Source organism: Micromonospora matsumotoense (genome assembly GCF_050951065.1).
GTDB lineage: Bacteria > Actinomycetota > Actinomycetes > Mycobacteriales > Micromonosporaceae > Micromonospora > Micromonospora matsumotoensis.
Genome location: NZ_CP192025.1, coordinates 3,481,455 through 3,501,674, shown reverse-complemented (window position 1 = coordinate 3,501,674; position 20,220 = coordinate 3,481,455). Strand labels below are relative to the sequence as shown.

Genomic DNA, 20,220 nt, shown 5'->3' with positions numbered 1-20,220 from the left:
GGTCGGTGACGGACACGCGGGGCGACGGGCGGCGGGGACATGGGGCGTCCTGGTGGCCCAGTTGATCTACAAGTTAGGCTACCCTAACCTAAAATCATGTCAATGCCGACACCCCGGACGCGGCCGTCAACCCGCTGCGGGGACCGGCTCCGCCGCCGGCTCGGGCGCGCGCATCGGCGTGCCCTGGAACCGTCGTTGGTGCCCGAGCCCCACCACGACGCCGAGGGCGACCAGCACGACGGAGGCGATCGCGACGGCGGGGTAGCCGACCCGATCGGCCGCGGCCAGTCCGAGGGAGGCCGCCAGGAACGAACAGACCAGCCCGAACGACGACAGCACGGTGAAGTCGGTCCCCCCGGTCTCCGGCCGCGAGTAGTCCATGTTGACCACGTAGAGCACCACGTTGGCGACGGTGTACGCCGCCATGAAGCAGCACAGCGCGGCCACCGTCGCGCCCAGCGGGGCCCGGCCGGTCATCAGCGGCAGCAGCAGCGCCGTGGAGGCCGCGAGGGCCGCTCCCCCGACGACGAGCAGCCGTCCCCGGCCGGACCGGTCGACGCCGATCCCGGCGAGCAGGCCGGCCACGATCGCCGGGGCGCTGATCACCACGCCGGTGACCACGCCGATGCGTGCCAGCGACCAGCCCGCGTCGACCAGCGCCGGGGTGACCAGGGCATAGGCCGCTCCGGCTCCGGTGTAGACCAGCGGCACCACGCCGAAGGTCCACCAGCGGCAGCCGGGCTGGCCGAACACCGACAGCAACGCCCGGTACGCCTGCCCGGCGCCGGGCACCCGGGCGATCCGGGCCGGCTCCCGCAGCCGCCACACCACCAGCAGCCCGACGGCGGTCAGCGCGGCCAGCAACCCGATCGCCGGCACCCAGCCGTACCGGTCGTAGACCAGCACGCACGCGCCACCGCCGAGCAGGTTGCCCAGGTAACTCGCGGCGACCTGGATGCCGTTGCCGGCGCCCCGGGTCCCCTCGGAGAGCACCCGGACGGCGACCGCGTCGACGGCGATGTCCTGGGTGGCGGAGAGGAAGACGTAGGCGGCGCAGATCGCCACCACCGGGCCGAGCTGCCGGGTCGGATCGGCGAACGGCAGCAGCGCCAGCAGGGTCAGCACCAGACCGGCCTGCAGGGGCAGCAGCCAGGACCGGTAGTGGCCGTGCCGGCGGGAGCCGTACCGGTCGAGCAGCGGGGCCCAGAGGAACTTCAGCGGCCAGACCAGGCCGACGAACTGCAGCAGGGCCAGGGTGTCCAGTGAGGTGCCGCCGTCGCGCAGGATGGCGGTCAGCCCGACGGTGATGAACCCGATGCCGAGGTACTGGGTGACGTAGAGCGTGGTGAGCGTGCCGAGGCGTCCCTTCACCGGGCGCTCCAGTAGCCCAGCGAGGTCAGCTGCTGCTTGCCCATCCCGAGGGTGCGCCGGACGTGCCGGGTGAGGGCCCGGGTGCTGGTCGCCTCGCAGGCCACCCAGTAGTGGGCGTCCGGCGCGGCCGGGAGCGCGGCCCGGACGGTGTCGACGAGTTGCCGCCCGTCGTCGCCCCGCGGCACCCAGGTGACCCGGTGCTGGTCCCGGGTACGCAGGGCCAGCGCCCGTTCCCCGTCGTGGGCGTACTCCAACCAGATCGTGGCGGGGGTGTCGGGCACCGCGTCGAGCAGGCTGTTCACCGCTGGCAGCGAGGCGGCGTCACCGACCACGTAGAGGTGGGCGGGTGCCGGGTCGGGCAGGGCGAAGGCGCTGCCCTGGAGGGTGGCGACGATGGTGTCACCCACCTGCGCGGTGCTCGCCCAGCGGGCCGCGCAGCCGTCGTGCAGGGCGAACTCGAGGGTGAACCGGCCGGCCTCCGGCTCCGGGTCGACCAGCGTGTACGCCCGCTGGTGCGCCCGGCCGGCGTCGTCGAACCAGAGCCGGATCCACATGGTGGGGTGCGCCTTGCCCGCCGCCAGCAGGCCGCCGTCGTCCATGAGCAGACGCTGGTAGTGCCCGCCGACCGACTCGGTGCTCCGCACGGTCAGCCGGAAGTCCCGGCCGCCCATGGCCTTGAGCACCAGGGCCTCCCAGTTCCGTTTCACACGTCCTCCAGGTAAGGTCCGCCTAAGTTAGGCGAGGGTAACTTAGGCGAGGAGTCCTGTGGAGAGTGGGACCGGCATGCCGCCGGGCGACCGGCCGGCCGCCGGCGTGCACCGCGACCGGTGGGGCGTACCGCACCTGTGGGCCGACACCGTCGATGAGCTGGCCCGATGGCAGGGGCGGGTGACCGCTACCGACCGGGCGTGGCAGCTCGAGGTCGAACGCTGGCGGGCCGAGGGCCGACTCGCCGCCCACATCGGTCCCGCCGCACTCGACTGGGACCGGTTCGTCCGGCGGGCCCGGCTCGACGACACCGCCCGGCGCTGCTTCGACCGGCTCGCCCCGGCCACCCGACGCTGGGTGACCGCGTACGCCGACGGGGTCAACGCGGGCCTGGCGACCGGCGCGGCGGCGGCCCCCGAGTTCGCCGCCACCGGCAGCGCGCCCGGCCGGTGGCGACCGTGGACGCCGCTGGGCGTCTTCCTGGTCCAGCACATCCTGTTCGGCACCTTTCCGCAGAAGCTGTGGCACGCCCACGTCGCCGCCACCCTCGGCCCGGCCGCCCGCGACCTGTTCGCCGTCGAGGGGCCCGGCGGCTCCGGCAGCAACGCCTGGGCGCTGCCCGCCGACCCGGTGACCGGCCGTGCCCCGGTCATCGCCGGTGACCCGCACCGGCTGCTCGAACTGCCCGGCATCTACCAGCAGATCCGGCTGGCCTGCCCCGAGTTCGACGTGGTCGGACTGGCCTTCCCCGGGGTACCGGGGCTGCCGCACTTCGGGCACGCCGGCGACGTCGCCTGGGCGGTCACCAACGCGATGGCCGACTACCAGGACCTCTACCGCGAACAGTTGCGCCGCGACGGCGACCTGGTGCTGGTCCGCGACGCCGACGGCTGGGTGCCCGCCCACCGGCACGTCGAACGGATCGAGGTACGCGGCGGCGCGACGGAGACCGTCGAGGTGATCGAGACCCCGCGTGGCCCGGTGATCGACCACGACCGGCACACCGGCGAGGCACTCAGCCTGCGGACCCCGGCCCGGGTGACGGAGAGCCTCGGTTTCGACGCGCTGCTGCCGTTGCTGCGGGCCCGCACCGCCGACGACGTCGCCGACGCGCTGCGCGGCTGGGTCGAACCGGTCAACAGCGTGCTCGTCGCCGACCGGCACGGGGCGGTGCACCAGCTCGTCGCCGGCCTGGTGCCTCACCGCGACGACGGGTGCCGGCGGGAACCGGTGCCCGGCTGGGACCCCCGTTACCGGTGGCGCGGCGACTACGCCGCCGCCAAACCGGTCGCGGTCGGCGAGCCGGCGGTCTGCGCCAACGACCGGCGTGACGACGTCGCCGACCTCGGTGTCGACTTCGCCCCGCCGCACCGGGCCCGCCGGATCCGCGAACTGCTCGCCGACGGCGTCGCCGCGCCGGACGTCCACACGGACACCCAATTGGGGTCGGTGGTCCTGCGCGGTCTGCTCGACCGGCTCGACCCGGGGCCGCTCAGCGGGCCGGCCCGACTGCTGCGGGACCGGCTGACCGGCTGGGACGGCCGGATGGACGCCGACAGCGTCGATGCCGGGGCGTTCGCCGCCTGGCGGGCCGCGCTGGTCCGGCACCTGTCGGCGCACCCCGCCCTGGGCCCGTTGCACGCCCCCGGCGGCTACGACCCGCTCTTCGCCCCGTGGACCGACCCGCTGGCCCGGATCGGGCACGCGGTGGAGGGGGTGGTCGCCGGGCTGCCCCGCCTCGGCGGTGCGGTCGAACCGCTCGCCGCCGCCGCGCTGGAGGAGGTCGCGGCCGGCGACCCACCCGGCCCCTGGGGACGGCGGCATCTGCTGCACCCGCTGCACCTCGGCGTGTCCGAGGCGGTCACGGACCGGGTGGCCGCGATGCGCGACGGTACCGACCTCGGCGGCGACACCAACTGCGTGCTGTCCACCTCCAGCGTGCCCGGGGTCTCCGACGCGTGCTGGCGCGGGCCGGTCGCCCGGTACGTGTGGGACCTGACCGACCGGTCGGCGAGCCGCTGGATCGTCCCCTTCGGCGTCTCGGGCCGCCCCGACGACCCGCACTTCGCCGACCAGTTGCCCCTGTGGGCCACCGGCGAGCTGATCCCCGTCGGCACCGACTGGCGTGGCCTGACCCGAGCACCCCGAGACGAGGACCGCGTGACCTACCAGGAGATGATCCCCGGCTTCGGTGAGTTGACCCTCACCGTGGTCGATCCGGCCGCCCACGCCGCGCTGCTGCACGGCTGGGTGACCGAGCCCCGCGCGTCGTTCTGGGGCATGGGGTCGTACACCGTCGAGGAGGTACGCGAGATCTACGCGTACGTCGACGGCCTGAGCACCCACCACGCGTACCTGATCGGGCTGGACGGCACGCCGGTGGGCCTGTTCCAGACCTACCAGCCGGAGGCCGACCCGGTCGGCGAGCGCTACCGGGTGCGGCCCGGCGACATCGGCATGCACCTGCTGCTCGCCCCCGGCCGCCGACCGCCGCGCGGGCTCACCGACGCGATCGGCCCGGCGCTGGCCCGCTTCCTGTTCCGCGACCCAAGTCGGCTGCGGATCGTGGTCGAGCCCGACGTGCGCAACCGGTTCGCGCTGCGGCGACTGGAACGGGAGGGGTTCACCTTCGCCGACGAGATCGACATGCCCGACAAGCGGGCCCAACTGGCGTTCTTCACCCGGGAGCGGTTCGAGGCGGACCACCGGGTCCCGGCCTGAACCCTGCGGGCGGGCGGCCCCCGACCGCACGGTGGTGAGGCGCGGGCGCGCCGTGACCGCCGCGGTGGTCAGGAACGCCCGCGCGCCACGACTACGCGGTGGTCAGGCGCGTTCGCGCCATGGCCGCGCGGTGGTCAGGCGCGCGGGCCCAGGAAGAGGCCGCCGCTGGCGTCGATGACCTGCCCGGTGACCCAGCGTGCGCCGGATCGGCACCGCGCTCGTCGAGTCGGCGCGTACGCTCACCGCCGGTGACGACCGGTTCCTGCTGGCCCGCCTGCGGCTGATGATCTCGACCCCCGCCCTGCGCGCCCGGCACCTGGACAACCACCACCTGCTGCAACAGGCCATCGTGGGCGGGCTCGGGGACGAGGCCACCGATCCCGATGCGGCCTTCCGCGCCGCGGCGGCGGCCAGCGCCTGCCTGGCCGTCATGCACACCGCGTTGGTGCGGTGGGCACAGGACGACGGGCGCACCGACCTGGCCGACCTGATCACGACGGCGCTCGCGGCGGCCTTCGGCGACGACCCGCCCCGGCCGCGGTGACCCGGGCCGGGCGGGCGCTGCTCTAGGCTCCTCGGGGTGGTCGTGAGCACACAGGACGTGGTGGGCCTCATCGAGTCGGACCCGGCGGCGATGAGAGTGCTCCGGGCCACCGCCGACCTCGGTCTGCCGGACTGGCGGATCGGTGCCGGCTTCGTCCGCAACCGGGTCTGGGACGCGATCAGCGACCTGCCGGCCGCGCCGCCGCGCGACGTGGACGTCGCCTACTTCGACCCGCAGGAGCGGGACCCCCGTGCGGACACCCGTGCCGAGGCCCGGGCCGCGACGCTCCTGCCCGGGGTGCCGTGGGAGATCCGCAACCAGGCACGGATGCACCTGCGCAACGGCGACGGCCCCTACCTCGGCACCCTGGACGCGATATCGCGCTGGCCCGAGACGGCCACCTGCGTCGCGGTCACCCTGCGGGGTGACTCGGTCCACCTGGTGTGCTGCCACGGCGTGGCCGACCTGGTCGGCATGGTCGTCCGCCCCTCACCGGCCTTCGACCACGCCGCAGGCCGCGCGAAGGTACGCGAGCGCGTGACGGCCAAGGGGTGGTGCGGCCGGTGGGCCGGGCTGCGGCTGGAGGTCTAGGGGCTCGGGGTCCACGCTCCCGCCGCGCCACCTGCTCGGCGGCCACCCGGGCGGTCAACGCCCCACCGGCCCGGCCGGGGTGGTGCGGCAGGCGTGAGCTGTCCCGACACACCGGCGCGAGGGACCAGGTAGGCGGGCGACATGGACCACGTCGACCGGCGATGGCGAGCCGCGACGACGGCGGACCGGGACCGACCCGCCCGCCGGCCGGCCGGCCGGCGGGCGGGCAGCGACGTGACCGGACGGCCGACCGGCGTTCTGTCATGATCAGCCGATGGCGAACGTCTGGTCCGGTGTCACGATCGACTGCCTCGACCCCGAGCGGGTGGCCCGGTTCTGGGGCGTCCTACTCGGTCGGGAACCCGGCCCGTCGCAGGAGGGCTGGGTCTACCTCGGCGAGCGGGGTGACCCACAGCCACGGCTGGTGTTCCAGCCGGTGCCGGAGCCCCGGACGGGCAAGGTACGGCTCCACCTCGACGTCGCCGTCGACCACGTCGACGAGGCCATGGCCACGGTCATCGACCTCGGTGGCAGGTACACCGGTGAGCGGCACGACCACGAACAGGGTGTGGTCGTGGTCATGGCCGACCCGGAGGGTCACGAGTTCTGCCTGGTCCAGTACGACGACTGACGGCCCGGGGCGCGGACGGCCGTCGACAGCGAGGACACGTCGATCCGGGTCACGGTCGGTGGCCGGACCCCACCTCGCGATGATCGGTACGACGACTCCTCGGAGCGGCTAATCCGGTCGCGTGCGAGCCGGTCGGCGAGGACGATGGGACGATGTCCGGCACCCCTGAGGGATTCACCTATCGTCTCCGCAAGAACGGGGACGTGGAAGTGCTGCACCACGGCCGCCCCGCCTCGGTGCTCCGGGGTGCCGCCGCAGCCCGGTTCCTGGTCGACGTGGACAGCGACGATCCGCAGGAGCTGATGGCGCGCCTCACCGGCAACTACAAACACGGCAACGAACGCACGGCCAAGCGGCACCCCCGCAACCGGGACCGCTAGCACCGCCCCCACGGTCAGGTGGCGTCGCACCCCGCCCCGGCCGGCGCAGGTGCCCCGACGGCGGCCGGGCGGACCGACCCCGTGGGCTGAGCATCGACGAGCTGCTCCCGCAGGATGTCCGCGTGCCCGCAGTGCTGGGCCAACTCCCGCAGCACGTGGAGGTACACCCACCGCAACGGGCACGGGTCCCGCCGGTGCCCGGACAGGACGTCGTCCAGACCCAGGGCGGCCGTCGCCCGCCGCGACGCGGCGCAGGCCTCCCGATGGGCCTGCTACACGGCGGCGATCGTGTCGTCGTCGGCGAGGACGAGACTGGTCCGACGTGGCGGGGATGCCGATCTCGGCGCGCGACCGCCCCGCGACCGCCCCGTGACGGCCTCGTCGAACCAGACCTTCTCCACGAAGGTCGCATGCTTCACCAGGCCCAGCAGCGTGGTCTGGGAGGCCACCAACGATCATCGGGAGCACCGGACGGCCCGCGCACCGGATGGTCGCCACCCCGGGAACTGTCGTACCCGGGGGCCATGATCTTGTGGTCACGGCGGCGCCGGCCTCGGCCGGCGCACGCCATCAACCATGGTCGACGCCGGTGTTACGGCGGGTGGGAGGACGTGCGGTGACGGACGCTGACGGGGCCGCGCGGCGGCGGAGCGTGCTGGCGGTGGTGCCACCGGCCCGGCCCCGCAAGCTGGCCAAGGTGCCCTTCCTCGAGCTGGCCGACGGGCGGTTGCAGGGGGTGGTGTCCAGCGGGTCCGACATCGAGCGGGTGTATGTCTCGTCGGTGACCGCCGGCAGCCACGCCTACCATTGCAGCACCAACAACAACCGACCCTGCGGCGGGCTGCGCGGCGCGCCCTGCAAGCACCTGGAGTCCCTCGCCGACGAGGCCGTGCTCCAGTACGGCGTCGACCGGGTCGCCCGCTACCTGCGGGTCGACGCCGGTGACGGCACGCAGACCGGCGTCGAGCTGCTGTCCCGGCTCGACGCCCGGCACGAGCCGACCTCGGCCGCGGTGGTGTTCAGCCGGTTCCTGCGCCACCTGGCCTACCTGGAGTTCCCGGCCAGCACCACCGTGCTGCCCGAGCTGCACTGGTTCCCCTCCACCGGGGCAGGTCGCTGATGCTCGGCACGCAGCTGGCGCAGCTGCGCGACAGCACCCCCACCGGGCTGACCGACGCCGACGACGTGGTCGCCGGCTTCGACGACGCCCTGCTGCGGGGCTTCGCCCGGGTCGGCGAACAGGACGCCACCGCGTTGACGGCCCTGGCCGGCGCGGTGGCGGGCACCCCGCTGGGCGAACGGGTGGCCGAGGCGGTGGGCAAGGTGACCGCCGGCTCGGTCGGGCAGGAACATCTGGCCGCGCTGGCCGGCGCCCGGACGGCGCTGCTCGGCGCGACCCACGACGCCCTGCTCGACCAGCTCGACACCGCCCTCGGGCGGCACCGGACCCCGTGGACCCCGACCGGCGAAGCGGGCGATCCCTCCCCCGCCCGCGCCGCCGCCCGGTCCTGGCTGCACGAGACCGCCCTCGCCGGCTGGCGCGGCGTCGACCACGAACTGCTCTCCGCCGTCGGGACGCCGGTCGAGGCGGCGCTGGCCGAGCCGGAGTCGCGCCGGCTGGCGGTGCTGCTCGACGGGCTCGCCGCCGAACTGCGGGCCGGGCTGCCGGTGGCGACCATGGCGCAGGTGCCGGTACGCCGCTGGGCGGACCTGTGGGCCCGGGGTGTGCTGCTCGCCCAGGACGGGCCCGCCCCGGCCACGGTGACCGCCACCGAACGGGTCACCGGTCGACTGCTGCCGCTCGGGGTCGACGTCCACGAGCACGAGACCGCCGTCCAGGTGCAACTGCACGCGATCCTCGAACCGGCCGACGCCACCGCACCCCGGTTGGTCCGGGTGACGGTGGGCGCGGCCAAGGTCGCCACGATCGGTGGGCCTGCGGTGTGGCGGCTGTTGTCGGCGTACCCCGTGCTGCTCACCGCGATCGCGCAACGACGGGCGCTGGTCGTCACCGACCTGCCGGCGCTGGGTGGCGACCTGCACTGGGTCGACGGGCAGGCGCAGGCGGGCGAGCCTGCCGATCCGTTCGCCACCGCCCGGGTGCTGCTCGGCACGGCGGCGGCGACGGCCATCCCGCCGCTGGACCGGCACCCGGTGGCGATCGCCGAGCCGGTGCTGCTGGAGGGCTACGTCGTGCACGACGGCGGGTTGGCCGTCGACCTCGACGGGCACCGCCTCGCGGTCGCCCTCGACCGGTTGCCGGCCGGCGGGCCGCTCACTCCCGCGCTGGTCGCCGCCTCGTCGTCCTGCCTGGGCCTGGTGCGTTGGGACGACGGCCGGTGGCTGGTGCAGCCGCTGGCGGTGCAGGCCACCGTCAAACGCCGGCCGGTCGAGGCGCACAACGGCGACTGGGCCGACGGGGTGACCGACCCGAAGGTGGCGAAGGCCGAGGCCAGGGCGGGCGACGCCGTGGCCGTGCTGCGCGAACGCGCGGGACGGTTGCTGCGCCGATGACCGAGCCCACCGCAATGAGCGACACCACGTCGCCGGGCGACGCCGTGCCACCGGGCGACGACGCCGTGACCTCGGGCGACCTGGCCGCCGAGAACCGCCGGCAGGTGCTCTACTGGCGGTTGCTGAGCCGACTGTTCGACCCCGACGAGCAGCCCACCCTGGAGTCGGCGAGCGTGGCCGTGGTCGACGACCTCGGCCTGCCCGCAGCCCTGCTGGACCCGACCGTCTCGGTGGACACTGTCGTGCAGCGCTTCCCCGTGCTCGCCGACGAGCTGCGCGGCCTGCTCGCCGCCCCCGCCGACCCCACGACCGCCGCCGACCCCGACAGCACCAGCGGCGTCCCCAACACCGCCGGCGTCTCCGCCCCCGGCGGTCCCGCCGCCCCCGGCGACGAGGACGGGACCAGCGGTGACGGTGCGACCGCGTCGAGCGGGGCCGACACCGCCGGCGGCCCGGCTTCCGGCGACCTCGGCAGGCACCGGCCGGGCGAGGCCGAGGTCCGCCGAGCCGCGCTGGTGTCGAAGCTGCTGCTCAACGTCTTCGGCACCGGGTCGGGGCCGGTCAGCGCCGGTCAGTTGGCCCGCTGGCAGTCCGACGCGGGCTGGTTCGAGCAGGCGCTCGGCTGCCCGCCGGGTGAGCTGCGCCGGCAGGGTGGCACCGGGCTGGGCGGCACCCTCGGCAACCTGGAGGCCGACCTGGTGCGCCGGATGCACCTGCGCGAGGTGCTGGCCGATCCGAAGCTGGCCAGCCAGCTCACCCCGAGCATGTCGCTGATCGAGCAGCTGCTGCGGGACAAGGCGAACCTGTCCGGGGTGGCGCTGGCCAACGCGAAGTCGCTGATCCGGCGGTACGTCGACGAGGTCGCCGAGGTGCTGCGGACCCAGGTCGAGCAGACCACCGTCGGCGCGATCGACCGGTCGGTGCCGCCGAAGCGGGTCTACCGCAACCTCGACCTGGACCGCACCATCTGGCAGAACCTCACCAACTGGAGCCCGGAGGACGAGCGCCTCTACGTCGACCGGCTCTATTACCGGCAGACCGCCCGCAAGACCACCCCGTCCCGGTTGATCGTGGTGGTGGACCAGTCCGGGTCGATGGTCGACTCGATGGTCAACTGCACCATCCTGGCCTCGATCTTCGCCGGGCTGCCCAAGGTGGACGTGCACCTGATCGCGTACGACACCCGGGCGTTGGACCTGACCCCGTGGGTGCACGACCCGTTCGAGGTGCTGCTGCGCACCAAGCTCGGCGGCGGCAACGACGGGCCGGTGGCGATGGCGATGGCCCGCCCCAAGATCGTCGAGCCGCGCAACACGGTGCTGGTGTGGATCTCGGACTTCTACGAGTTCAACCGCTCCCAACCGTTGTTCGACGGCATCGAGGCGGTGCACCGCTCCGGGGTGCGGTTCATCCCGGTCGGCTCGGTCAGCAGCTCCGGCCAGCAGAGCGTCAACCCCTGGTTCCGGCAGCGCCTCAAGGACCTGGGCACCCCGGTCCTCTCCGGTCACATCCGCAAACTCGTCTTCGAGCTCAAGAGCTTCCTCACCTAGGAGAGACACCCCTCATGTCCGAGATGTTGCGTGCCCCCGCCGAGGTCAAGTACGCCGACGAACTCGACTACCTGGAGTCGGTCGACACCGGCCCGAAGCCGTTCTCGTGGCGGCTGAGCCCGCGCATGGTCCGACTGTTCGTCCTCGGCTCGGAACGGGCCGACGGTCTGGAGCGGGAGATCCCGCAGAAGTGGTTCGGCGACCGCAGCTTCGTCGAACGCAGCATCGTGACCCTGGCGTCGGACCGGGGCCTGCTGCTCATCGGCGACCCCGGCACCGGCAAGAGCTGGCTGGCCGAGCTGCTGTCCGCCGCGATCTGCCGCAACTCCACCCTGGTGGTGCAGGGCACCGCCGGCACCACCGAGGACCACATCAAATACTCGTGGAACGTCTCGATGGTGATCGCCAAGGGGCAGTCCCGCGAGTCGATGATCCCGTCGCCGATCATGACGGCGATGGAGCAGGGCGTGGTGGGCCGGTTCGAGGAGCTGACCCGCTCCACCAGCGACGTCCAGGACGCGCTGATCTCCATCCTGTCGGAGAAGTACGTCTCCATCCCCGAGCTGAACGACGACAACATCGTCTTCGCCCAACCCGGCTTCTCCATCATCGCCACCGCGAACAGCCGGGACCGGGGCGTGAACGACCTGTCGTCGGCGTTGAAGCGCCGGTTCAACTTCGTCCGGATCCCGGTGGTCACCAACAAGCGCAGCGAGGCGGAGATCGTCCGGTTCCGCACCGAGGAGCTGTTGCGCCGGCACCGCATCGAGCTGGACGTGCCGCCCACCCTGCTGGACATCCTGTTGCAGAGCTTCGCCGACCTGCGGGCCGCCGCCGCGTCGGCGACCAGCGACGACGAGAAGCTGGAGTCGGCGCTGTCCACCGCCGAGCAGATCGGCGTGCTGGAGGACGCCATCCTGCACAGTCAGTTCTTCGGCGACCGTACCCTGCGGGTGGAGACGCTGGCCGGGTCGCTGATGGGGTCGCTGGCCCGCCGCAGCCCGGAGGACCTGGCGATCCTCAACAAGTACCTGCACGGGGTGGTGGAGCCCCGGGCCAAGCAGAACGGTGAGGGCTGGGCGGGCTTCCTCGACGGCGGTCGCCAGGCGATCGCCTCGCTGTCATGACCACCGCCACCGCCCCCGACGATCCCCACCGCACCACCGGGGACGGCGGCACCGCCGGGGCCGGGGTGGCGGCCGGGCCGTTCGGCGCGCTGCGGGAGCAGCTCACCGACGCGGCGGCCACCTTCGCCGGTTCCGCCGACGCGTTGGCCGGCATCCTCGCCGGCATCGTCGACGACGTCGACCGGGCGCTGGGCGAGCGGTTGGAGATCTTCCCGGTCTGTCACCACTCGCCGGCCTCGGCGCTGGCGATGGTACGCCGGCTGCGGCACAAGCAACCCAAGGTGATCTATCTGGAGCTGTGCGAGGACCTCCAGCCGCTCCTGGGCGAGCTGCGCAACTGCCGGCTGCCGGTGGCGGTGCAGGCGTTCGCCTCCGAGCTGGACGGCTTCCCCGCCGAGTGGGGTCCGCTCAGCGTCGTCGCCCCGGTCACCGAGGCGTCCGCCGAATACCAGGCGATCGCGTACGCGTTGGAGACGCCGGGTGTGGAGCTGGTGCTGGTGGACCGCTCCACCGACCACGTCTTCCAGTGGTCGCCGCGCGACGACGCCGGGCCGGCGGGAGCCACCGGGCCGACGGACGATGCCGGGCCGGCGGCGGTCACCGCGTCGACCGGCGGCGCGGGTGAGCAGGCGGCGCTGCACGGCGACGCGGTCGGTGTGGAGATCGGCGACCTGCGGCCCCGGTTCGCCGAGCTGGAGGCGTACCTGCTGCACCACGGCAAGGTGCGGCACTGGTCGGAGTGGTGGGACCAGTACGTCGAGCGTCCCCTCGCCGGCGCCGACCACGACACCTACCGACAGGTGATGGTGCTGATCGGCAGCCTGTTCCGCCGGTTGCGGCCGGCCGGATCGGACCGCACCGAGCGCGACGAGGACCGGGAGCGCTACATGTGGACCCGGATGCGCGAGCATCTCGCCGCGTCCGGGGCCGACCCGGCGGACTGCCTCTACGTGTGCGGTGCGTTCCACGCCGCCAGTCGGGTCGCGCAGTTCGGCCTGGACTCCCCCGCCCCGGATTTCGCGATCACCCCCCGGACCGGCACCCGCTGGCGGTACGGGCTGATCCCGTCGAGCCACTCGGCCATCGAGGCGCAGTTCGGGCTGGCGCCGGGCTCGGTGTCGATCGCCGCCGCCACCTGGACCAAGGCGGTGAGCGGGTCGGGCCTGACGCCGTTCCGGCTGGACGGCCAACGGGGCGGAAAGGGTCGGGGCCGGCGCAAGGCCGCTGCGGTGGCCGCACCGACCGGGCCGATGGCCGATCGGCTCAGCGGATTCCTCGCCGCACCGCCACCCCTGGACGGGCTGGACGAGGCGGAGCTGCGCGGCTGGTGCGTGGACATCGTCCGGTTGGCCCGCCGCAACGGATACCTGGCCAGCACCGCCGACGCGATCGCGGTGTTCGAGACCTCGATCCTGCTGGCCGGGTTGCGTAACCGGGCCCGCCCGACCCCGTACGACTTCGCCGACGCGGCGGTGACCTGCATCGAGAAGGACGTCGTACCGGGTCGGCGGGACGTCCGACGGCTCTGCGAGATCCTGCTCGGCGGGGACCGGATCGGGCAGGTGGGCTACGACGCCCTGCCGCCGCTGGCCCGCGACGTGCTCGACCGTCTCCAGCCGCTCGGCCTGGACCTGGAGAAGCGCACCATCGGACGGGCCCTGCTGGACCTGCACGCGACCCCCGCCCTGGCCGGCTGCTCGGATCTGCTGTGGATGCTGCGGCACCTGCTCCCCGCCGACGCGGTCCGCCCGATCATGGGTGAGCGCCGGTTGGGACACCGGTCCATCCAGGAGAGCTGGGACCTGGCGCTGGGCCGCCACCAGCGGGCGCTGATCGAGCTGGGCTACGAGGGGGTGACCGTCGAGCAGGTGCTGGAGCAGCGGCTGCGCCGGGCGGTCCGGGGCACCGACGCGACCGCCGCCGGTGCCCTCGCCGCCGTGGAGGACGCCATCCGGTTGCTGAACAGCCCCCGGTTGGTCGACGAGCTGGGCGCCCGGGCGGTGGAGCTGCTGGCCACCGAACGCACCGTGGACGACGCCCCGGAGGTGCTGCGGCGGATCCGCCGGTTGTTGGCCCACCACCGGGCCACCGCCCCGGCCCTGCCGGCCTGGTGCGAGGCGTTCGTGACGACCGGTTACGCGCACTACTGCACCCTGCTGCCGACCGCGTTCGTCGAGGAGGAGACCGGGGTCCGGCAGGTCGGGGCGATGCTGGGCTTCCTGTTCAGCATGGAGAGCCTGGCGCTCTCGCTGGGCTGCGACCGGTCCCAGCTCGAACTCGCGGTGGCCCAGTCGCACCCGGAGAGCCCGGCAAAGGTCGCCCTGCTCTGGGCGGCCCGGCACCAGCTCGGCCTGCTGCCGCTGGCCGAGTTGCGGGAGCGCTGCGCCGAACTGCTGGCCAACCCGCTGGTGGTGCCGGCCTTTCCGAGGTATCTCTCCGGTTTCGTGCACGCACTGGAACCGGTGCCAGGGCTCGCGCCGTTCGTGGTGGAGACGATGTCCACCGCCTTCGCCCGGTTGCCCGACCCGGTCCTGCTGCCCTGGCTGCCCACTCTGATCACCACCCTGCGGGAGCACGGCCCGGAGCTGGTGCCGTTGCTGGTGCGGGAGGCCGCGCGCACCTTCCCGGGGACGCTGCCGGAGCTGGACGCCTGGGTGCCGCCGTGGCTGGCCCCGGCCCCGACGCCCACACCGTCGGCGGTACGGGTCGGGCCGGTGGGGCAGGTGCACACCCTGCTCGCCGCGCACCCGGCGGCGGTCGGGGCGGTTGCCGCGTTGCTCGGCTGCGACGGCGGGTGGTCGACACCGCAGGCGACGCCGGCCGGGCCGTCGGAGTCGGCGCTGGTGGCCGCGCATCCGGACACCGTCGAGGCGGTCGCGGCACTGCTCGGCGGCGGGTGATCGGGGTCGCCGTGGGCGACCGTGCCGGCGGGGTGATGCTGGTCCGGTTATGACGGCCTGCCATGCGCTGCCGGGTGCGGGACGGGACACGGCAGCGCATGGCCGATCCGGGCGGACGGCGACGCCGGAGGTCCACCGCCGTCGCCGTCCGGGTGCCCGCCGGGGCGGGTAGTTACGGCTGCTTGAGTTGCAGGGCGAGGTCGACGACCACCTGGGCGAACGCGCCCGTGGTGCTGGCCTCGCCGGTGAGCGGGTCGATCGCGTACAGCCGGCTGGGGCCGGTGCCGTTGAGCACGGCGTAGCCGGTGTTGCCGACGGCCCGGCCGCTGCGGATCGTGCTGTAGATGTCGAAGCCGGCCCGCTGATCGGCGTCGACTCCGAGCTTGCCGGTCGCGGCGAGCTGGCCGGAGTTGGCCGGGGACTGGACGGCGACCTGGTCACCGGTGGTGTCGATGTCGAACAGGGTGGTGGCGGTGTTCGCATTGAGGTCGTTGTTGGTGTAGGCCGCACCGGTCACCCCGAGGGCGGTGCCGACCGCGGGTGGGAAGGTGAGCGTTCCGTCGACGAGGGTGGTCCCGCCGAAGTTGACGTTGTGCCGCAGGTTCTGGCCCGTGTCGCTGATGATCCGTAGCCGGTCGGCGGCCGGGTTGAAGTCGACGCCGAAGTACGTTCCGCTCAGGGCGACGGTCAACTGGCTGACCTGCGTCGCGGTGGCGTCGCGGGTGGACAGGGTGTAGACGCCCCCGGCGTCGCCGACGCCGTAGAGCCTGCCGTCCTGGACCCGGTAGTCGATGCCGACCAGGGTCTCGGCACCGGGTAGGTCGACCGTGCCGATGGTGCAGGTCAGGTTCGGCCGGTTGGCCGCGAACTTGATGAGTTGCTGGTCCTCGGTCAGGCCGACCGCGACGAGGCCGTTGCGGCCACCCAGGTTGAGCAGGTCCCACAGGATCGAGCAGGTGCCGGCGGCCAGCGACGGACGGCTGGCGGACGCAGCGCCCGACGACGGGCCCGACGACGCGGCGGCGGAGACCGGGGTGGCCGACAGCGCGACGACGACGGCCACTCCGGTCAGCAGCCCTCGATGGAGGAGATGGCGCATGGGAGAACCTTTCGGGTAGGAGGCGAGCGAGTTTGCTCGGCAGGGCGGCGGCCCGGACCACCCCAAAGGGAGACGCCTGAAGGCGTTTTCCCTGCTCAGACCCTATCTGGCAAACTTCGTAGCCGACTGTCGGATTGACTACTCCATTGAGAAACTTCGATCGGTTTGCGCATCCGGCGGTGCGTCCCGGTCGCCGCCGCTCGGCAGGAAGCAACCGGCACGCACGGCGGTCGGCAGGCGACGGCCCCGGCACCCACGGGCCGGCCGACGCCCACCCGAGACCCTCGCGGTCGCTGCCGATCCGTCGGTACGTCGCCACAGGTCGGACGGTGATCGGATGCCCCCATCGCGCGCTACGCGACGGGACGCCCACCTTCGGGCATGGACCGGCCGGCGGCCCTCGGCTGGCCGGGCGGCGTTCACGCCGCCCCCGACCGCCGTGCAACGGCTGTTCACCGCCCTCTCCCAGGCTTCGTGATCGACACGGTCAACACCGGATCGAGCGGAAGGCTCCGCAGTGCAGCACAGGGAATCCGAGGACGCCACAGGCGGTCAGCTGTCGCGTCGCCAACTGGTGAAGTACGCGGGCGTCGGCGCGACGCTCGCCGCCGCCGGCCCGTTCGTGGGCGTCGAGGCGGCCCACGCCGACCCGGACCGGCAGGATCAGGCGCAGGCCGGCGCGGGCCGGCCGGACAACCGGATCTGGCGGGCCGGTGACCACCACATCCACTCCGAGTACAGCGGAGACTTCGACACCACGACGAACCCGCCGACGTTCCGCAAGGGCGCCGACGCGGTCTACCCGATCGTCACCAACGCGATCATGGCGAAGAACTTCGGGCTGACCTGGGCGATGTGCACCGACCATGGTGGACCGACGCACTCCAAGGTCAACCTGGAGCAGGCGTACCCCGACCTGCTGCGGTCCCGCCGGCTGGTGCCCGAGGTGTTGCAGTTCTGGGGGATGGAGTTCGATGCCCCGGCGATGGACCACCACACCCTGATGATTCCCCGGCACGCCGACGAGGCGAAGCAGCTCTTCGAGCTGGAGAGTCGGTTCGCCAAGCGGGACCCGTTCCCGGCCGATCCCGGCCGGGACACCGAGGCCAAGATGGTGGAGTTCCTCAAGGTGGCCCGGACCATGCCGCACAAGCCGCTGGTGATCGCCCACCACACCTCCCGTTCGGCGACCGGGCTCGGCGTCTACGGGCAGGACCTGCCGCACGAGTTCCGCAACGGCAACGACGCGGCCCCGGACGTGTACGTCGGCTTCGAGGGTGCCCCGGGGCACCAGGCCGGCCCGCTCAACGGCAGCGCGCGCGGCGGCTACGGCAACCACCCCACCTACGGCGGCTTCGACCAGGCGACCGCCCGGGTCGGCGGGCTGTGGGACGCGCTGCTCGGTGAGGGGCGTCGGTGGTGGATCACCGCGACCTCCGACTCGCACGTGCACTGGACCCGGGGTGGCACCGACTTCTGGCCGGGCGAGTACAGCAAGACCTACGTGCTGGCCCGCCAGGAGTACCGCGACATCATGGACGGGCTGCGGCACGGGCGGATCTTCGTGACCACCGGTGACCTGATCACCCGGCTCGACGTGACGGCCAGCAGCCAGGGGCACTCGGCCGGGTCGGGCGAGACCGTCACGGTCAACCGCCGTAACCGCACCGACGTGGACGTCGAGATCCGGTTCCGGCCGCCGACCGGCACGAACGGCAACGGGGACCGACCGCAGGTCCGGCGGGTGGACCTGATCGTCGGCCAGGTCACCGGGCCGAGCGCCGACCGGGACGCCGACACCAATCCGAGCACCGCCGTGGTCGCCCGGTTCGGCCCGCGCGACTGGCGGCAGCAGGGCGCCCAGCAGGTCATCCGGCACACCCTGCGCAACGTCGAGACCGACAGCTACCTGCGGGTACGCGGCACGAGCACCGACGAGGCCGAGCCGCTCGCCGACGGGCTGGAGAGCCCGTGGAGCGACCTGTGGTTCTATTCCAACCCGGTGTTCGTGCAGGTGCGCTGACCGCGTTGCGGCCCGACGTCGGCGGCGGACGGTCCACACCGCTCCCGCCGATGTCGGGCAGCGCCGCTACTTTTCGGCCGCAGGTGTGCCGGGGACAGCCTGGCCGGTTTCGTAGGCGTACATCACCAGTTGTGCCCGATCGCGGCAGCCCAACTTCAGCAGCAGCGAACTCACGTGCGTCTTGACCGTGCCGTAGCCCAGGTTCAGCGCTTCGGCGATCTCCCGGTTGGCGAGTCCACGAGCCACGGCCCGCAGGACGTCACGCTCGCGTTCGGTGACGCTCGCGTGTACCGGCCGCAGGGCCGGAAGCGTGGCGAACAGCTCGATCAGCCGCCGCGTGACGGTGGGTGCGAGCAGCGCCTCACCGCCCGCGACGACCTCGATGGCGTCGAGCAGGTGCTGGGGGCGCACGTCCTTGAGGAGAAAGCCGCTCGCGCCCGCGCGTAGCGCCGCGTGCACGAGATCGTCGTCGTCATAGGTGGTCAGCATCAACACCCGGGTCCCCCGGCAGCGGTCGTCCGCGACGATCCGTCGGGTCGCCTCCAGCCCGTCCAGGCCCGGCATCCGCACGTCCATCAGCACCACGTCGGGCCGGGCGGAGCGGGCCAGCGCGACCGCGGCCCGCCCGTCACCGGCCTGTCCGACGACCGCCAGCCCCGGGTGCGACTGCAACAGGAGCACGAACGCGCTCCGTACCAGTTCCTGGTCGTCGACGACCGCGACCCGGATCATGGCGGGTCCTCACCCGTGGGCAGGTCCGCGCAGACCTGGAACCCACCGTCGGCGGTGGCTCCGGCGGTCAGGCTGCCCCCGACGGCCCGGGCCCGCTCGCGCAGGCCCAACAACCCGAAGCCCGGCGCGGTCGGCGGCACGTCGGCCCGTTCGCCGGTGCCGGCGGCACCGACCACCACCCGCAGGGCCGTCGGCGCGTAGGTGATCCGCACCGTCACCGGGTGGTCCGGCGCGTGTCTCACCGCGTTGGTGAGGGCCTCCTGCACCACCCGGTAGGCGGCCAGGTCGACCACGGCGGGCACGTCGCGTCTCGTCCCGTCGATCCGCACATCGACGCTCAGCCCCGCCTCGCGAACCCCCTGCACCAGGGTCTCCAGCGACACCAGACCCGGCACCGAAGGTGGCGCGTCGTCACCACCGCGCAGCAGGCCCACCACGGACCGGGTCTGCACCAACGCGCGGCGGCTCGTCTCGGCGATGACCACGAGCGCCCGCTCGGCCGCGTCCGGATCGCCGCGCAGCAGATGTGCGCCCACGCCCGCCTGCACCGCGATCAGCGACATGCTGTGCGCGACCACGTCGTGCAGTTCCCGCGCGATCCGCAGTCGCTCCTCCACGACCGCCTGCCGGGACGCGATGTCGGCCCGCACGCCGGCGGCGGCCAGGAGGTCCCGTTGATGGGCACGCCGTTGCCGTACGGTGTCACCGACCGCGACGACCGCGACACAGATGGCCGCGCTCGTGGCGACATCGATCACGGCGAGGTCCGGGACGCCCGCGCCCTGCAACGCGATGAACGCCACGACGACGAGGGCCAGGCCGATGACGGCCTCGCGACGGGTGCCGTGCGCCGCCACCGAGTACAGGGCCAGCATCGTCAGGTACGGCAACACACCGGTGAAGTACGAGCCGCCCGAGACGACGAAGGCGGCCACCGCCACCAGGGCGAGCCCCAGCAGCGGGCGACGCCGCCGCAGGCCGGTCCCGGCGGCCCCCACCGCGGTGATCACGACTGCGATCACCGACGCCCGGTGCAGGGCCGGGTCGATCGCGGCCACGTCGGCGCTGACGAGAACCGCCACGGCCAGCACGGCCGCGAGCACCGCCAGCGCGGCGTCGACCCAGTCGGGCGCGCGCCGGACCGGCAGGGGCAGCGCGCCGATCTCGGGTCGGGTCATGCGGCGAATGCTACGGACCGGTGGAGCCGCGGGCCTCCGCTGCTCGGCTTACCCCGCCTCTGTCTGCAGACAGAGGCCCACGGCGATCGTCGAGCCTGCTGGCAGAGGTGCACCGGGCAGGCGGCAGGAGACGGTAAGGGCCCCGAGCAAC

16 protein-coding genes and 2 pseudogenes are annotated in these 20,220 nt (G+C 73.4%); 12 read left to right on the top strand and 6 right to left on the bottom strand.

Going from position 1 to position 20,220, the window contains the following annotated elements; genetic code table 11:
* Nucleotides 1–126 precede the first annotated feature (126 nt).
* Nucleotides 127–1,371 carry an MFS transporter gene (locus ACQP1S_RS15365; protein ID WP_432907254.1) on the bottom strand — a complete coding sequence of 415 codons (1,245 nt, stop codon included), beginning with the start codon at nt 1,369–1,371 and terminating at the stop codon, nt 127–129.
* Nucleotides 1,368–2,078, bottom strand: a complete 711-nt coding sequence (locus ACQP1S_RS15360; RefSeq protein WP_432907252.1) for a siderophore-interacting protein — start codon at nt 2,076–2,078, stop codon at nt 1,368–1,370. The genes ACQP1S_RS15365 and ACQP1S_RS15360 overlap by 4 nt, the downstream gene beginning before the upstream one ends.
* 76 nt (nt 2,079–2,154) lie before the next feature.
* Between ACQP1S_RS15360 and ACQP1S_RS15355 the strand changes: the two are divergent.
* The 6 genes and pseudogenes from ACQP1S_RS15355 to ACQP1S_RS15330 all read left to right on the top strand — a co-directional run.
* Nucleotides 2,155–4,215, top strand: a pseudogene (locus ACQP1S_RS15355) (penicillin acylase family protein); the annotation flags it as partial.
* Between the two features lie 24 nt (nt 4,216–4,239).
* A complete protein-coding gene (locus tag ACQP1S_RS15350) occupies nt 4,240–4,800 on the top strand; it encodes a GNAT family N-acetyltransferase (RefSeq protein WP_432908054.1) in 561 nt (186 codons plus the stop codon).
* 196 nt (nt 4,801–4,996) lie between these two features.
* Nucleotides 4,997–5,344, top strand: a complete 348-nt coding sequence (locus tag ACQP1S_RS15345; RefSeq protein ID WP_432907251.1) for a hypothetical protein — start codon at nt 4,997–4,999, stop codon at nt 5,342–5,344.
* Between the two features lie 42 nt (nt 5,345–5,386).
* The gene (locus ACQP1S_RS15340) at nt 5,387–5,935 is read left to right on the top strand and encodes a nucleotidyltransferase family protein (RefSeq protein WP_432907250.1); all 549 of its coding nucleotides are present in this window, start codon (nt 5,387–5,389) and stop codon (nt 5,933–5,935) included.
* Nucleotides 5,936–6,209: 274 nt separating this feature from the next.
* Complete coding sequence (locus tag ACQP1S_RS15335; protein ID WP_091240028.1) at nt 6,210–6,566, top strand: VOC family protein; 357 nt, start codon at nt 6,210–6,212, stop codon at nt 6,564–6,566.
* A 152-nt stretch (nt 6,567–6,718) separates the two neighbouring features.
* Entirely contained in the window at nt 6,719–6,946 is a 228-nt protein-coding gene (locus ACQP1S_RS15330) for a hypothetical protein (protein WP_091240024.1), read from the top strand.
* A 14-nt stretch (nt 6,947–6,960) separates the two neighbouring features.
* On the opposite strand, the pseudogene ACQP1S_RS15325 reads toward ACQP1S_RS15330, so the two are convergent.
* A pseudogene (locus ACQP1S_RS15325) lies at nt 6,961–7,347 on the bottom strand (DUF664 domain-containing protein).
* A 251-nt stretch (nt 7,348–7,598) separates the two neighbouring features.
* Between ACQP1S_RS15325 and ACQP1S_RS15320 the strand changes: the two are divergent.
* From ACQP1S_RS15320 to ACQP1S_RS15300, 5 genes are all read left to right on the top strand, one after another.
* Nucleotides 7,599–8,066: a hypothetical protein gene (locus ACQP1S_RS15320; RefSeq protein ID WP_432908051.1), complete on the top strand. Its 468-nt coding sequence runs from the start codon at nt 7,599–7,601 to the stop codon at nt 8,064–8,066.
* Nucleotides 8,066–9,460 carry a hypothetical protein gene (locus ACQP1S_RS15315; protein ID WP_432907248.1) on the top strand — a complete coding sequence of 465 codons (1,395 nt, stop codon included), beginning with the start codon at nt 8,066–8,068 and terminating at the stop codon, nt 9,458–9,460. Before ACQP1S_RS15320 ends, ACQP1S_RS15315 begins: the two co-directional genes overlap by 1 nt.
* Before the next feature lie 173 nt (nt 9,461–9,633).
* Nucleotides 9,634–11,010: a VWA domain-containing protein gene (locus ACQP1S_RS15310; RefSeq protein ID WP_432908049.1), complete on the top strand. Its 1,377-nt coding sequence runs from the start codon at nt 9,634–9,636 to the stop codon at nt 11,008–11,010.
* 14 nt (nt 11,011–11,024) lie between these two features.
* Nucleotides 11,025–12,137 carry an ATP-binding protein gene (locus tag ACQP1S_RS15305; protein WP_357776280.1) on the top strand — a complete coding sequence of 371 codons (1,113 nt, stop codon included), beginning with the start codon at nt 11,025–11,027 and terminating at the stop codon, nt 12,135–12,137.
* A complete protein-coding gene (locus tag ACQP1S_RS15300; RefSeq protein ID WP_432907246.1) occupies nt 12,134–15,037 on the top strand; it encodes a hypothetical protein in 2,904 nt (967 codons plus the stop codon). Before ACQP1S_RS15305 ends, ACQP1S_RS15300 begins: the two co-directional genes overlap by 4 nt.
* A 172-nt stretch (nt 15,038–15,209) precedes the next feature.
* On the opposite strand, the gene ACQP1S_RS15295 is transcribed toward ACQP1S_RS15300, so the two are convergent.
* Complete coding sequence (locus tag ACQP1S_RS15295) at nt 15,210–16,136, bottom strand: DUF4394 domain-containing protein (protein ID WP_432907244.1); 927 nt, start codon at nt 16,134–16,136, stop codon at nt 15,210–15,212.
* A 517-nt stretch (nt 16,137–16,653) separates the two neighbouring features.
* Between ACQP1S_RS15295 and ACQP1S_RS15290 the strand changes: the two genes are divergently transcribed.
* Nucleotides 16,654–18,159, top strand: coding sequence for a phosphoesterase (locus ACQP1S_RS15290; RefSeq protein WP_432907242.1), 1,506 nt, complete (start codon nt 16,654–16,656; stop codon nt 18,157–18,159).
* Nucleotides 18,160–18,225: 66 nt separating this feature from the next.
* On the opposite strand, the gene ACQP1S_RS15285 is transcribed toward ACQP1S_RS15290, so the two are convergent.
* Together ACQP1S_RS15285 and ACQP1S_RS15280 are read right to left on the bottom strand one after the other, a co-directional pair.
* Complete coding sequence (locus tag ACQP1S_RS15285; RefSeq protein WP_432907240.1) at nt 18,226–18,891, bottom strand: response regulator; 666 nt, start codon at nt 18,889–18,891, stop codon at nt 18,226–18,228.
* Nucleotides 18,888–20,069 carry a sensor histidine kinase gene (locus ACQP1S_RS15280; RefSeq protein WP_432907238.1) on the bottom strand — a complete coding sequence of 394 codons (1,182 nt, stop codon included), beginning with the start codon at nt 20,067–20,069 and terminating at the stop codon, nt 18,888–18,890. The genes ACQP1S_RS15285 and ACQP1S_RS15280 overlap by 4 nt, the downstream gene beginning before the upstream one ends.
* Nucleotides 20,070–20,220 lie beyond the last annotated feature (151 nt).

What these genes read in the sequence shown, in the direction of transcription:
- ACQP1S_RS15335 (WP_091240028.1), top strand. Translation starts at nt 6,210, where the DNA reads ATGGCGAACGTCTGGTCCGGTGTCACGATCGACTGCCTCGACCCCGAG.
- ACQP1S_RS15330 (WP_091240024.1), top strand. Translation starts at nt 6,719, where the DNA reads ATGTCCGGCACCCCTGAGGGATTCACCTATCGTCTCCGCAAGAACGGG.
- ACQP1S_RS15315 (WP_432907248.1), top strand. Translation starts at nt 8,066, where the DNA reads ATGCTCGGCACGCAGCTGGCGCAGCTGCGCGACAGCACCCCCACCGGG.
- ACQP1S_RS15305 (WP_357776280.1), top strand. Translation starts at nt 11,025, where the DNA reads ATGTCCGAGATGTTGCGTGCCCCCGCCGAGGTCAAGTACGCCGACGAA.
- ACQP1S_RS15300 (WP_432907246.1), top strand. Translation starts at nt 12,134, where the DNA reads ATGACCACCGCCACCGCCCCCGACGATCCCCACCGCACCACCGGGGAC.
- ACQP1S_RS15295 (WP_432907244.1), bottom strand. Translation starts at nt 16,136, where the DNA reads ATGCGCCATCTCCTCCATCGAGGGCTGCTGACCGGAGTGGCCGTCGTC.
- ACQP1S_RS15285 (WP_432907240.1), bottom strand. Translation starts at nt 18,891, where the DNA reads ATGATCCGGGTCGCGGTCGTCGACGACCAGGAACTGGTACGGAGCGCG.
- ACQP1S_RS15280 (WP_432907238.1), bottom strand. Translation starts at nt 20,069, where the DNA reads ATGACCCGACCCGAGATCGGCGCGCTGCCCCTGCCGGTCCGGCGCGCG.